The sequence below is a fragment of the Herbaspirillum sp. RV1423 genome (genome assembly GCF_000577615.1).
GTDB lineage: Bacteria > Pseudomonadota > Gammaproteobacteria > Burkholderiales > Burkholderiaceae_D > Herbaspirillum.
The window spans coordinates 162,186-174,638 of record NZ_CBXX010000009.1 but is presented as its reverse complement, the minus strand read 5'-3'; the positions used below and the strand labels follow the sequence as shown (position 1 = coordinate 174,638).

Sequence of the window (12,453 nt, the reverse complement as noted above, 5' to 3'; positions counted from 1 at the left end):
CGCAATTCGCCGACGGACTGGCCGAGAACGTTGCCGAACAAGCCCTGGCCATTGCCAAGGACTACAGTCACATCCTTGCCCCCGCCACCGCCTACGGCAAGAACATCCTGCCGCGCGTGGCCGCCAGGCTGGACGTGGCGCAGATTTCGGAAATCACCAGGGTCGACAGCCCGGACACCTTCGAGCGTCCGATCTACGCCGGCAACGCCATCGCCACGGTGCAATCGACGGACGGCATCAAGGTCATCACGGTGCGCACCACCGGTTTCGATGCGGCCGCCGCCGGCGGCAACGCGACCGTGGAACCGCTGGCTGCCGTGGCCGACTCCGGCAAGTCCAGCTTCGTCTCGCGCGAAGTGGCCAAGTCGGACCGTCCGGAGTTGACGGCGGCCAAGATCATCGTCTCGGGCGGACGCGGCATGGGTTCGTCGGAGAGCTTCAAGATCCTGGAACCGCTGGCCGACAAGCTCAACGCCGCCATGGGCGCCTCGCGGGCTGCGGTGGATGCGGGTTATGTGCCCAACGACTGGCAGGTGGGACAGACCGGCAAGATCGTCGCGCCGCAGTTGTATATCGCCATCGGTATTTCCGGTGCGATCCAGCATCTGGCCGGGATGAAGGATTCCAAGGTGATCGTGGCGATCAACAAGGACGAGGAAGCGCCGATCTTCTCCGTGGCTGATTACGGCATCGTCGGCGATTTGTTTGAGATCGTGCCGGAGCTGCTTGCCCGGCTTGGCTGAACCGCCACCAATCACTCATTTCAGAATCCGTTTTCCCATGCACAAACCCACAACTGCATCGCTACTGTCCTCTGTCGAGATGGCGCCGCGCGATCCCATTCTCGGTGTCACCGAGGCCTACAACCAAAGCACGCATCCGGACAAAATCAATCTCGGCGTGGGCGTCTATTACGACGACCGCGGCAAGGTGCCGCTGCTGGAGTGCGTGCGTCAGGCCGAGGCCGAACTGTTGCGGCATCCGAAGGCGCGCTCCTATCTGCCCATCGATGGTCTCGCCGCCTACAATAACGCTGTGCAGAACCTGTTGTTCGACGGTTGCCTCGCCCTGCAGGAACAACGCGTCGTCACGTTGCAGACCGCCGGCGGCACGGGCGCGCTAAAGATCGGCGCGGATTTCTTCAAACGCTTCTTTCCTGACGCGCAGGTCTGGATCAGCAATCCCAGTTGGGAGAACCACGCCGCGCTGTTCGAGTCCGCCGGTTTCACCGTCAAGAGCTATCCGTATTACGACGCGGCCGCCAACGACATCGATTTCTCCGCCATGCGCGAAACATTGGAGATCATCCCCTCCGGCAATGTCGTGCTGCTGCACGCCTGTTGCCACAATCCTACCGGACTCGATCTCGACGACAGTCAGTGGGGGCAAGTGCTCGACATCGTCGGCCGGCGCGGATTGATTCCTTTCCTCGACATGGCTTACCAGGGCTTCGGCGATGGCCTGGCGGCCGACGGCAAGGTGGTGCGCCGCTTCACGGATAGCGGCCTCACGGTGTTCGTGTCCAGCACGTTTTCCAAATCGTTTTCGCTTTACAGCGAACGCATCGGCGCGCTGAGCGTGGCGGCCGGCGATCGTGACGAAGCCGACCGGCTGCTGTCGCAGCTCAAGCGCACGATACGCACCAACTACTCCAGCCCGCCCGAGCATGGCGCCCATATCGTCGCTGCCGTGCTCGGTTCGCCGTCGCTGCGCGCCTTGTGGGAGCAAGAACTGGCGGACATGCGCGAGCGCATCCGCGATACCCGGAGCCGGTTGCGGCTGCGCCTGGAAGAACGTCTGCCCGGACGGGATTTTTCTTTCCTGACGCGGCAGTCGGGCCTGTTCTCGTATACCGGACTGAGCAAGGAACAGGTGCGCGGCCTGCGCGAGGAATTCGCCATCCACACGATCGACACCGGCCGCATCTGCGTCGCGGCGGTGAACTCCGGCAATATCGACTATGTGGCGCGCGCGATCTCCGGCGTCATTGCCGCGACATCGGGTATATAGGACTTACGTTCTCTCCGGCTGAGGCAAGACGGCCTCGGCCGGTTCCGGCCAGTTTCGACCGGCCGAATTGATGATAGAATCCAGCTTCGTTTGCATCATGGGCAAAGGGCTTTGATCCTTCCCGGGGCGAACGAACACGACATCAACTTCCCTTACGGTGACCCTTTGGAGACCGTGCCCATATGGGTGCAAATTCTTGCACTGGCACTTCTGATTCTTTGCTCGGCTTTCTTTTCCATGACCGAGACCGCGCTGATGGCTGCCAACCGGCATCGCCTCAGGCATCTAGCCAAGCATGGCAACAGGCGCGCCATTACCATCCTGTGGCTGCTTGAACGCACCGACAAGCTGCTGTCGCTGATCCTGATCGCCAATACGCTGATCAACGCGCTCGCCACAGCGCTGGTCACGGCGCTGGCCATCACCGCTTTCGGCAACCACGAAAAAGTCATCACCATCGCCACCGCCTGCGTGGCCGGCCTGTTGATCATTTTTGCGGAAATCGTGCCCAAGATCATCGGCGCCACCTATCCGGAACGCATCTCGCTGTTCACCAGCTACGTCCTCAAGCCGCTGATGGCGCTGGCCAAGCCTCTGCTGTGGGCGGTCAACCTGCTGGTGTCGGGCATCCTGCGCATCATGCACATCAAGGCCAGCGGCCGTTCCCACGAACAGCGCCTGTCGCCGGAAGAGTTGCGTTCGATCGTGCTGGAAGGCGGCAACTTCATCCCGCAAAAGCACAAGAGCATCTTGCTGAATCTGTTCGACCTGGAAAAAATTTCGGTCGAGGACGTGATGACGCCGCGCGCGCAGGTGGAGGCGCTGAACCTGTCGGTGTCCATCGATGAAATCCGCCATCAACTGGCGACCTGCTATCACAACAAATTGCCGGTCTACGAGGGTGAAATCAACCAGATCGCGGGCATCCTGCATGTGCGCAAGGCGATCGCGCTGTTGAGCCAGGACGAGGAAATCGCCAGCGAAGACATCCGCGCGCTGCTCAGCGCACCCTACTTCATCCCGCAGGAAACCGATGTCTTCACCCAGTTGCAGTACTTCCAGGAAAACCACGAGCGCCTCGGCATCATCGTCGACGAATACGGCGAGGTGCAGGGCCTGGTGACGCTGGAAGACATCATTGAAGAAATGATCGGCGAATTCACCACTTCGGTGCCTGGCGCCGCGCGCGCCGACAGCTTCGCCTGGAACAAGGACGGCGAGTGCCTGCTGGAAGGCGCCACCACCTTGCGCGACATCAACAAGCGCCTGGGCCTGAGCTTGCCGCTGGACGGTCCCAAGACGCTCAACGGCCTCCTGCTGGAATGGCTGCGCGACATTCCCGAAGCCAATGTCTCCGTCAGGATCGCCGGCTGCATCATCGAAATCGTCCAGGTGCAGAACCAGGCGATCAAGGTCGTCAAACTGATCGCGCCAAAAGCCGTCAAATCCGAATAGCTACGATTTACAAAGCAGCAAACAAGCCGCATCATCGTCGTTCAGGTTTCACAAGCGACACGGAAATGCCAGCAAGACGCCGGCGCATGCCCGTTCATGCATTCCAGCCATCCTCTTGCCGACATCGTTCCATGCTCCGACACGCGCCTCTCTCCGACCTCGACGACGCTCCGGCCGTCAACTACCTGCAAAAGATATTACTCGACGCCATCAGTCTCGGCGCCTCGGACCTGCATTTCGAGCCCTTTGAAACGTATTACCGTATCCGCTTCCGCATCGACGGCCAATTGCGCGACATCGCTGCGCCGCCGCTATCGATGAAGGACAAGCTGGCCTCGCGCATCAAGGTGATTTCCAACCTCGACATCGCCGAAAAGCGCGTGCCGCAGGACGGACGCATGAAACTGGCGCTGTCGAAGACGCGTTCCATCGATTTCCGCGTATCGACCTTGCCGACATTGTTCGGCGAAAAGATCGTCATGCGCATCCTCGACGCCAGCCAGGCGCAGATGGGCATCGATGCGCTGGGCTACGACGCCGCGCAGAAGGCATTGCTGCTGCAGGCCATACGCCGCCCTTACGGCATGGTGCTGATGACCGGCCCGACCGGGTCCGGCAAGACGGTGTCGCTGTATGCCTGCCTGAATATCCTCAACCAGCCCGGCACCAATCTCTCGACGGTCGAGGATCCGGTCGAAATCAATCTTCCCGGCGTGAATCAGGTGAATGTCAACGAACGCGCCGGGCTGACTTTTCCGGTGGCGTTGCGCGCCTTCCTGCGCCAGGATCCAGATGTGGTCATGGTGGGTGAAATCCGCGACCTGGAAACCGCCGACATTGCCGTCAAGGCGGCGCAAACCGGGCATCTGGTGTTCTCCACGCTGCATACCAACGATGCGCCGTCGACGCTGACGCGGCTGATGAACATGGGCGTGCCGCCGTTCAACATCGCCTCGTCGGTCATCATGATCACTGCCCAGCGGCTGGCGCGTCGCCTGTGCCGTTGCAAGCAGCCTGCCGATGTGCCGGCACAGGCGTTGCGCGAGGCTGGCTTCGGCGACGCCGATCTCTCCGGCGGCTGGACGCCTTATCGCGCCGCCGGCTGCCAGCGCTGCGGCGGCAGCGGTTACAAGGGGCGCATTGGCGTCTATCAGGTCATGCCGATCAGCGAGGCCATCGAACGCCTCATCCTGTCCCATGCCACCGCATTGGAGATCGAGGCCCAGGCAAAGCAGGAAGGCGTGCTGACGCTGCGCCAGGCCGGGCTGCGGAAGGTGTGCGAGGGCCTGACCAGCCTGGAAGAAGTCATTTCCTGCACCAACCTGTAACGCGTCTTTCAGGAGTCGGGACATGACATCCACACAGCGCAACAACGCCGCCCCGGCGCGCGAAGAACCGCGTGAAGAACTTTACGCCTGGCAAGGCAGGGACCGCCAGGGCAAAACGGTGCGCGGCGAAATGCGCGCCGGCGGCCCCGCCATCGTCGGCGCCACGCTGCGCCGGCAAGGGATACAAGCCACGTCGGTCAAACGCAAGGGCCGCCAGCGCGACAAGCGCATCAGCGGCAAGGACATCGCCCTCTTTACGCGCCAGCTCGCCACCATGCTCAAGGCCGGCGTGCCGCTGCTGCAGGCATTCGACATCGTCGCCCGCAGCCACGCCAATCCGGCGCTGGGGCGGCTGATCCTCGGGCTGCGCGCCGACGTGGAAAGCGGCAGCAGCCTGCATCAGGCGTTTGCCCGCCATCCGCGCCATTTCGATGCTTTGTTCTGCAACCTGGTGGCGGCGGGCGAACAGGCGGGGCTGCTGGACGAATTGCTGGCCAGCCTGGCGCATTACAAGGAAAAAATCCTGGAGACCAGGAGCAAGGTGCGCGCCGCGCTGGTCTATCCGGCCGCCATCGTCGCCTTCGCCGTGCTGGTGACGTCCATCATCATGATCTGGGTGGTGCCTTCCTTCAAGGAAGTGTTTCGCAGCTTTGGCGCCGAATTGCCGCTGCCGACGCAGGTCGTGATCGCGATATCCGGCTTCATGACGGCATATTGGTGGGCGCTGGCCGGCATGCTGGGCGGCGGCGCGTATCTGTTCGCCCGCGCATGGCGGCGCTCTGTCGCGCTGCAAGCCCGCACCGACCGCTGGCTGCTGAAGTTGCCCGTATTCGGCGATATCGTGCGCAAGGCGGCGCTGGCGCGCTGGAGCCGCACCCTGGCGACCCTGTTCGCCGCCGGCGTGCCGCTGGTCGATGCCTTGCAATCGGTCAGCGGCGCCGCCGGCAACGCGGCGTACGCGGACGCCACCGACGTCGTCCGCCGGGAGGTCGGCGACGGCGCCAGCCTGGCGGCCGCCCTTGAGCACACCGGCCTGTTTCCCGACATGGTCGGACAGATGGTGGCCGTCGGCGAAGAGTCCGGCGCGCTCGACCAGATGCTCGCCAAAGTGGCGGATTTCTATGAAATCGAGGTCAATGAGGCCGTCGCATCCATCTCGACCTTGATGGAACCCTTTATCATGCTGGTATTGGGCGTCGTCATCGGCGGCCTGGTCATTGCCATGTATTTGCCTATTTTCAAACTGGGATCCGTTATCTGATGTTCGAATTGCTGACTCTTGCAGGTGTACAGGAAGGCGGCAGCGTTGCCGTCGCTGCGGTCGCGGCGTGCCTGGGGCTGCTGATCGGCAGTTTCCTTAATGTGGTAATCCATCGCCTGCCGCACATGATGGAGCGCGAAGCGGAAAACTACCTGGCCCGCGAAACCGGCCAAAGCCTGCCGCACCGCGAACGCTACGACCTGTGGACGCCGCGCTCGGCCTGCCCGCGCTGCGCAACGCCGGTCGCCGCCCGGCATAACATCCCGCTGCTGGGTTACCTGCTGCTGCGCGGCCGCTGCGCGCACTGCCGGGAAGCGATTTCCTTGCGCTACCCTGTCGTCGAAGCCGTCAGCGCGCTGATGTCGGCCTGGGTCGCCTGGCGTTTCGGCCTCGGCACGACCGGCTTGGCCGCGCTGGCGTTCACATATTTCCTGATTGCGCTCAGCTTCATCGACGCCCGGACCCAACTGCTGCCCGACAGCCTGACGCTGCCGCTGCTGTGGCTCGGCCTGCTGGTTAATCTGGCAGGCGCTTTTGTCCCGCTGCGCGACGCCGTGGCGGGTGCGGCGGCCGGTTATCTTGTACTCTGGGCTATTTACTGGATTTTCAGGCTTGCCACCGGCAAGGAAGGCATGGGCTACGGCGACTTCAAGCTGATGGCGGCGCTGGGCGCCTGGCTCGGCTGGCAGGCGCTGCCGCTGGTGCTGGCGCTGGCGTCCTGCCTGGGCGCCGCCGTCGGCCTCGCCGCAGTCGCGCTACGCAGGCAGAGTTCGGATCAGGCCATTCCTTTCGGCCCATATCTGGCGCTGGCGGGCATGCTGATGCTGCTATATGGCAAATCCTTCCTGTCATTCGGACTGTATTGATGAACGATACCTTCTTCACGGCAGCGTCAAGGCCTTTTTCCGTCGGCCTGACCGGCGGCATCGGCAGCGGCAAGACCACCGTTGCCAATCTGTTCGCCGAACGCGGCGCGGCGCTGATCGACACCGACGCCATCGCACATCAACTGACGACACCGGGCGGCGCGGCCATTGCAAGCATCCGCGCCGCATTCGGCGACGGCTTCATCGACGCCGACGGCGCCATGGACCGCGCACGCATGCGCGCCCATGTGTTTGCCGACGCCGGCGCCCGGCAACGCCTGGAATCCATCCTGCATCCGCTGATCCGCAGCGAAACCGTGCGCGCCGCAGGCGAGGCGCACGGCGATTACCTGATCTTCGTGGTGCCGCTGCTGGTGGAATCGCAACAATGGCGCAAGCGCGCCTCGCGCATCCTGGTGGTCGACTGCACAGAAGAGGTCCAGATCGCCCGCGTCATGCAGCGCAACGGCATGACGCGCGAACAAGTGCAGGCCATCATCGCGGCCCAGGCCACGCGCGCGGAACGACTCGCTGTCGCCGACGACGTCATCGAAAACAATCTCGATACCGCCGCCCTGCTGCCGCAAATCGAACGCCTGCACGCGCTCTACCTGTCGCTGGCCAAAACAAATCGCGCCGGGCATTTGTAATTTTCCGCTGCATGGGTCAGAATCACGTAAATTAAACGCGCTTTATCAATATCCTCAATATCCTTCGATATTTAAAGACATATTCATAAAGCGCGTTGTCGAATCCGATTCAACTTTAAAGGGACGCGCTTTGATCGTTTACGAATACCCTTTCAACGAGCGTATTCGCACGCTGTTGCGGTTGGAGGATTTGCACGAAAAGTTCGTGTTCTTCCTGCATCAGGAAAGTCCGCTGCAACATCATGTCGCCCTGTCCACTATTTTCGAAATGCTCGAAGTGGCGGGACGCGCCGACCTCAAATCCGATCTGCTGCAAGAACTGGAACGCCAGAAACAAGTCCTGCTGGCTTACCAATCCAATCCCAACGTCGAACCCGAGATGCTCAACGCCATCCTCAGCGAAGTCGACCGCGCCAGTACAGCGCTGGCGGCCTCGCAAGGCAGGACCGGCCAGAACATCCGTGAGAATGAATGGCTCATGAGCATCCGCGGCCGCACCATCATCCCGGGCGGCGCCTGCGAATTCGACCTGCCGTCGTACTACGCCTGGCAACAGCGCACTGCGGAACAACGTTTCAACGACATTTCCCACTGGTTTGCGCCGCTGGTGCCGCTGTTTGACGCGGTCGTCATCGTCATGCGCCTGCTGCGCGAGTCGGGCCACCCCGTCAAGATCAATGCCGACGGTGGTAGCTATCAGCAGATGCTGCAGGGTAAAATCTACCAGATGCTGCGTCTGGTGATCGACGAGGAAATAGGCGCGATTCCCGAGATTTCAGCCAACAAATACATGTTGTGGGTCCGTTTCACCTCGCAGGACGGCGACATGAAACCCAAGCCGTTCGAAGGCGAAGTGCCGTTCGAGCTGGCGCTGTGCGGATTCTGAGTACTAAAGATTTTAGGTAGAAGTCATGGCAACAATCGTAGACTGCCCCACTTGCGGCGCCAAGGTGGAATGGACCGAAAAGAACAAATACCGGCCGTTTTGCTCGGAACGCTGCAAACAAATCGATCTCGGCGCCTGGGCCGAAGAAAAATATACCATTCCCGCCGTCAACCTGCCGCAGGAGCAGGATGACGACAATTCTTCGCTACAATAAACGCCCTTCGGTAATGCCGAGGCCGGCTTCAGGCCGGTAAGCGTAACTTGTCTATCCACTCAATCAAGGGAACCGTCGCCGGCAGCAAGGGCGCAACTTCGACGCTGCCTTGCCAGGCGAACGCCTGCCCTTCCAGGCTTTGCGGCTCGCCGCGCCATTCCCGGCTGATATAAAAGTGCAAGCGCACATGGGCATGCGGATAAATGTGCTGCACGCCGCACCACGGCTCGGCTGAGATCACTTCAATGCCAAGCTCCTCCATGAATTCGCGCTTGAGCGCATCCAGCACCGACTCCCCGGCCTCCACCTTGCCGCCGGGAAATTCCCAGTAACCGGCATACGGCTTGCCCTCGGGACGCTGCCCCAGCAGCACGTCGCCGTTCGGCTTCATCAGGATGCCGACGGCGACGTCGATCGGCGGCGATGTTGTTTCAGAGGCAACAGTCATCAGGCCTTCAGCTTTCCGGCGTAATCCTTGGAGAACTGCCAGGCCACACGACCGGAACGCGAACTGCGCTGCAACGCCCAACGCAGAGCGTCGCCGCGCGCTTCTTCAATCTGCGCCGCGTTGCAGCCGAAATGGCGCAGCCAGTGGGCGACGATGTCGAGGTAGTCGTCCTGCTTGAACGGATAGAAAGTCACCCACAGGCCGAAACGTTCGGACAAGGAAATCTTCTCTTCCACGGTCTCGCCGGGATGCAGGTCGCCGTCGTCAGTGTGCGTGTAGCTCGAGTTGTCCGACATGCGCTCGGGCATCAGGTGGCGGCGGTTGGACGTCGCGTAAATCAGCACATTGTCCGACTGCGCCGCGATACTGCCGTCCAACGCTACTTTCAGCGCCTTGTAACCGCTCTCGCCTTCTTCGAAGGACAAGTCATCGCAAAAAATGATGAAGCGTTCCGGCCGCGCCGACACCAGGTCGACGATATCGGGCAAGTCGTGCAGATCGTCCTTGTCCACTTCGATCAGGCGCAGGCCGCGATCGGCATACTGGTTCAGGCAAGCCTTGATCAGCGACGACTTGCCGGTACCGCGCGCGCCGGTCAGCAGCACGTTGTTGGCCGGACGGCCATCCACGAACTGCCTGGTGTTCTGGTCGATCTGTTCCTTTTGCGGTCCGATGTTATGCAAATCCGACAGCGCAATATTGGAAATATGCCCGACCGACTGCAGATAGCCGCCGCCATTGCCATTACGGCGGCGCCAGCGAAACGCCACACCCTTGTCCCACTCGGTCGCCGCGCTTGAGGGCGGCAGGATGGATTCGATGCGAGACAGCAAGGCCTCGGCGCGCTGCAGAAACTGATCTAATGGAGTCATGACAAATTGGCAAAGTGAATCGATACGTCGCATTGTGACGGAAACCCGATCCGCCGCACGTGAATAAAATTCGTGAAAACCGCAAGCCGTTCAACTAAAAACATCTCAGGCTCTGAATTCGTTCAGGGCCGTAGCGAGCGGGCCAAGGTCGGGATAAGAAGCGCAGCCGTACTTGAGTACGGCGAGCATCGCAGTCCCGAGATTGGTCCGCGCAGTAGGCCCTGAACGAATTCAGGAGCGGTAGTCGGCGTTGATGGTTACATAGTCGTGAGACAAATCGCAAGTCCAGATCGAGGCCCTGGCCGTACCGCGCGCCAGTTTCACGCGTACCACGATCTCGCTCTTCTTCATGACGCGCTGGCCGTCTTCTTCCTTGTAGTCGGGATTGCGGCCGCCGTTCTTGGCGACCCACACGTCGTCCAGGTACAGGTTCAGTGTCGAGACGTCGAGATCGTCGACGCCGGCATAGCCGATGGCAGCCAGGATACGGCCCAGATTCGGATCGGAGGCGAAGAACGCCGTCTTGACCAGCGGCGAATGGCCGATGGAGTAGGCGATCTTGCGGCATTCCTCGACGCTCTTGCCGTCTTCCACCGTGACTTCGATGAATTTGGTGGCGCCTTCGCCGTCGCGCACGATCTGGTGCGCGAGGTTCTGCGACAGCGCGCTGACGGCGGCGGCCAGTTCTTTGTACTCGGCGCTGTCGGCGCTGGTAATGTCCAGTTCACCGGCGCCGGTGGCGATCAGCATGAAGGAGTCGTTGGTCGACGTGTCGCCATCGATCGTGATGCAGTTGAAGGACTGGTCGGCGACATCCTTGACCAACTGGTTCAGCAACGCCTGCGGCACTTTGGCGTCGCAAGCCAGGAAGCCGAGCATGGTCGCCATGTTCGGCTTGATCATGCCGGCGCCCTTGCTGATGCCTGTCATGACGACTTTCTTGCCGCCGATGGTCAGCGTGCGCGAAGCGGCTTTCGGCTGCGTGTCGGTGGTCATGATCGCTTCGGCCGCGCTGAACCAGTTGTCGGCCTTGAGATTGGCGATGGCAGCCGGCAAGCCGGCCTTGATACGCTCGACCGGCAACGGTTCGAGGATGACGCCGGTCGAAAACGGCAGGACCTGTTCTGGCTTCAAACCCAGCAACGTCGCCAGTTCGGCGCAGGTCGCATTGGCGCGCGCCAGGCCTTCTTCGCCGGTGCCGGCATTGGCGTTGCCGGTGTTGATTACCAGCGCCCGGATAGGTGCGGTGGCGTCGGCCTGCGCCAGATGCGTCTTGCACACCTGGACCGGGGCGGCGCAGAAACGATTGAGCGTGAACACGCCGGCGATGGCGGCGCCCGGCGCCAGTTTCATGACCAGCAAATCCTTGCGGTTGGCTTTGCGCACGCCGGCTTCGGCGTAGCCCAGCTCAATGCCGGCAACGGGTTTCAGATCGGCGGAAACGGGAATAGGAGAATTGACGGCCATGATTGTCTAGTCAGCGGTATAAGGGATAAAAGGGGATGCGGGAGAGCGCTATTGTAATCGGATCGGATGACGGGAATATTTTTAGAACGCATTTCATCAATAATCGTGAAACGCCTTTTACGGCATCAGATTCTTGACGACCACAAACCACGGCCGCCGCGCCAGCGGCAGCAGCCGGGCGTTGGCGTCAATGGGAATGAGCGATTCAGATACCGAATTGAAAACGTTGCCGCCGATCGCGCCGGCCCAACCTTGTTCCGGATGGATTTCGTAGACAAGATCACAATGCCCCGGCAAGCCCGGGCGGATATCGTCCAGCGTCGCGGTCTGATTGGTGTCGCGCGGCGCGCAGATCAGGTCGCCCGGCGCAATCGGTTCGCTCGCGGCCGGGCGCAGCACGAACAGCGGCGCCGGCAAGGTCTGGCGCGCCTTGAGATAGCTCAGGTAATTGAAATGCACGTCGCTGGGCAAAAAATCGTCGGACGACACGCCCGCCGTCTGCATCAGGTAGGAAATAAAGGCCGCCGACCAGGCTTGCTGGGTGTCGGCGCCGGTGTAGTCCTTGCCGACAGCTTGCCAGTACATGCCGACGCGCTGGACCGCTTCGCCTTCATCCTCCAGCAACCCCAGGCGCGGCGCGCTCAAGAATTCGCCGCGCATATCGATCTGCTGACGGTCGAAGAAGGACCATTCGGTTTCGGCAACGGCCAGCAGCGCCGCTCGGCGCGGGGCGTCCTGACGCACGGCCGGCGCCATGGGAACGCCGCCGCATGCCGCAAGCGTCAACGCCAACAGGAAGGCGCCGAATCTTTGCACGCGCACCTGCCGCAATGTCTGCACTATGCGCCGATACGCCATGGACACGGACCTCATTGTCTTGCTCCTTCTTATTTTTCTGTTCAAGCGACACTATTTTCAAACCTGCAATCCGACGGCGCCGACGCCAGCCGCCGTTCCGAAGAACCAAAGAAAAAGCCGCTCCGGACAAGGGAGCGG

General features: G+C 61.6%; 12 protein-coding genes and 1 pseudogene. 9 read left to right on the top strand and 4 right to left on the bottom strand.

What is annotated here, in order from left to right; genetic code table 11:
• From RV1423_RS11815 to yacG, 9 genes and pseudogenes are all read left to right on the top strand, one after another.
• A partial coding sequence (locus tag RV1423_RS11815; protein WP_034296723.1) for an electron transfer flavoprotein subunit alpha/FixB family protein occupies positions 1-743 on the top strand: 743 nt, incomplete at its 5' end.
• A gap of 37 nt (positions 744-780) precedes the next feature.
• Positions 781-2,010, top strand: coding sequence for an amino acid aminotransferase (locus RV1423_RS11810; protein WP_034296722.1), 1,230 nt, complete (start codon positions 781-783; stop codon positions 2,008-2,010).
• 165 nt (positions 2,011-2,175) lie between these two features.
• Positions 2,176-3,465, top strand: coding sequence for an HlyC/CorC family transporter (locus RV1423_RS11805; protein WP_034296752.1), 1,290 nt, complete (start codon positions 2,176-2,178; stop codon positions 3,463-3,465).
• A 152-nt stretch (positions 3,466-3,617) separates the two neighbouring features.
• Positions 3,618-4,793 (top strand): annotated as a pseudogene (pilB, locus tag RV1423_RS11800) (type IV-A pilus assembly ATPase PilB); the annotation flags it as partial.
• A gap of 22 nt (positions 4,794-4,815) precedes the next feature.
• Positions 4,816-6,054, top strand: coding sequence for a type II secretion system F family protein (locus RV1423_RS11795; RefSeq protein ID WP_034296721.1), 1,239 nt, complete (start codon positions 4,816-4,818; stop codon positions 6,052-6,054).
• On the top strand, positions 6,054-6,920 hold the full coding sequence (locus RV1423_RS11790) for an A24 family peptidase (RefSeq protein ID WP_051516643.1): 867 nt from the start codon (positions 6,054-6,056) through the stop codon (positions 6,918-6,920). Before RV1423_RS11795 ends, RV1423_RS11790 begins: the two co-directional genes overlap by 1 nt.
• Positions 6,920-7,570, top strand: coding sequence for a dephospho-CoA kinase (gene coaE, locus RV1423_RS11785; RefSeq protein WP_034296720.1), 651 nt, complete (start codon positions 6,920-6,922; stop codon positions 7,568-7,570). The genes RV1423_RS11790 and coaE overlap by 1 nt, the downstream gene beginning before the upstream one ends.
• Positions 7,571-7,700: 130 nt before the next feature.
• Entirely contained in the window at positions 7,701-8,456 is a 756-nt protein-coding gene (gene zapD, locus RV1423_RS11780) for a cell division protein ZapD (RefSeq protein WP_034296719.1), read from the top strand.
• A 25-nt stretch (positions 8,457-8,481) separates the two neighbouring features.
• Positions 8,482-8,670 carry a DNA gyrase inhibitor YacG gene (gene yacG, locus RV1423_RS11775; protein WP_034296718.1) on the top strand — a complete coding sequence of 63 codons (189 nt, stop codon included), beginning with the start codon at positions 8,482-8,484 and terminating at the stop codon, positions 8,668-8,670.
• 28 nt (positions 8,671-8,698) lie between these two features.
• On the opposite strand, the gene RV1423_RS11770 is transcribed toward yacG, so the two are convergent.
• The 4 genes from RV1423_RS11770 to RV1423_RS11755 all read right to left on the bottom strand — a co-directional run bounded on the left by RV1423_RS11770 (position 8,699) and on the right by RV1423_RS11755 (position 12,213).
• Positions 8,699-9,118 (bottom strand): NUDIX domain-containing protein, encoded by a 420-nt coding sequence (locus tag RV1423_RS11770; RefSeq protein ID WP_034296717.1) that lies wholly within the window; start codon positions 9,116-9,118, stop codon positions 8,699-8,701.
• Positions 9,118-9,990: an ATP-binding protein gene (locus RV1423_RS11765; RefSeq protein ID WP_034296716.1), complete on the bottom strand. Its 873-nt coding sequence runs from the start codon at positions 9,988-9,990 to the stop codon at positions 9,118-9,120. The genes RV1423_RS11770 and RV1423_RS11765 overlap by 1 nt, the downstream gene beginning before the upstream one ends.
• A 231-nt stretch (positions 9,991-10,221) precedes the next feature.
• Positions 10,222-11,457, bottom strand: coding sequence for a bifunctional glutamate N-acetyltransferase/amino-acid acetyltransferase ArgJ (argJ, locus tag RV1423_RS11760; RefSeq protein ID WP_034296715.1), 1,236 nt, complete (start codon positions 11,455-11,457; stop codon positions 10,222-10,224).
• A 117-nt stretch (positions 11,458-11,574) separates the two neighbouring features.
• On the bottom strand, positions 11,575-12,213 hold the full coding sequence (locus RV1423_RS11755) for a DUF2272 domain-containing protein (RefSeq protein WP_034296748.1): 639 nt from the start codon (positions 12,211-12,213) through the stop codon (positions 11,575-11,577).
• Positions 12,214-12,453: the final 240 nt, after the last annotated feature.

Coding starts and splice junctions, on each gene's coding strand:
- RV1423_RS11810 (WP_034296722.1), top strand. CDS start 781: ATGCACAAACCCACAACTGCATCGCTACTGTCCTCTGTCGAGATGGCG.
- RV1423_RS11795 (WP_034296721.1), top strand. CDS start 4,816: ATGACATCCACACAGCGCAACAACGCCGCCCCGGCGCGCGAAGAACCG.
- RV1423_RS11790 (WP_051516643.1), top strand. CDS start 6,054: ATGTTCGAATTGCTGACTCTTGCAGGTGTACAGGAAGGCGGCAGCGTT.
- coaE (WP_034296720.1), top strand. CDS start 6,920: ATGAACGATACCTTCTTCACGGCAGCGTCAAGGCCTTTTTCCGTCGGC.
- yacG (WP_034296718.1), top strand. CDS start 8,482: ATGGCAACAATCGTAGACTGCCCCACTTGCGGCGCCAAGGTGGAATGG.
- RV1423_RS11770 (WP_034296717.1), bottom strand. CDS start 9,118: ATGACTGTTGCCTCTGAAACAACATCGCCGCCGATCGACGTCGCCGTC.
- RV1423_RS11765 (WP_034296716.1), bottom strand. CDS start 9,990: ATGACTCCATTAGATCAGTTTCTGCAGCGCGCCGAGGCCTTGCTGTCT.
- argJ (WP_034296715.1), bottom strand. CDS start 11,457: ATGGCCGTCAATTCTCCTATTCCCGTTTCCGCCGATCTGAAACCCGTT.
- RV1423_RS11755 (WP_034296748.1), bottom strand. CDS start 12,213: ATGGCGCCGGCCGTGCGTCAGGACGCCCCGCGCCGAGCGGCGCTGCTG.